This is a genomic window from Salinimicrobium oceani, from assembly GCF_012037645.1.
Genome location: NZ_JAAVJR010001086.1, coordinates 1 through 362, shown reverse-complemented (window position 1 = coordinate 362; position 362 = coordinate 1). Strand labels below are relative to the sequence as shown.

The following is a 362-nucleotide window of genomic DNA, read 5'->3' as shown; positions in this document are numbered from 1 at the left end:
ATTGGCATTGGCATGATAAAGGATCCAATCTTCAGTCCCGTCAGGGGATTTAAAGAAGGAATTATGTCCGGGAGCATATACGCCGTTCTCTTCAGATTTACGAAATATAGGTTTAGCATTTTTTTCCCAATTAGCCGGATCGAGAATATCTTCTCCTGTTAAACTAAGAAGACCCAGACTGTAATAATCGGTCCAACAACCATTGGCCGAATACACTATAAATACCTGACCATTGTGTTCCAGATATTGTGGCCCTTCGTTTACGCTAACATGAGGGGGATTATCTTTATCGTCCAAGTCACCCTGTTTTTCCCAATTATAGGTGGGTTCTGAAAGCAAAACACGGTTTCCCTCTAATTCCC

At 41.7% G+C, this 362-nt stretch carries 1 protein-coding gene; it reads right to left on the bottom strand.

Features of this window, described 5'->3' with window-relative positions; all coding sequences use genetic code 11:
* Window positions 1-297 (bottom strand): family 43 glycosylhydrolase (locus HC175_RS20900; protein WP_235942722.1); only part of this gene is annotated, 297 nt, incomplete at its 3' end.
* Between the last annotated feature and the right edge of the window lie 65 nt (window positions 298-362).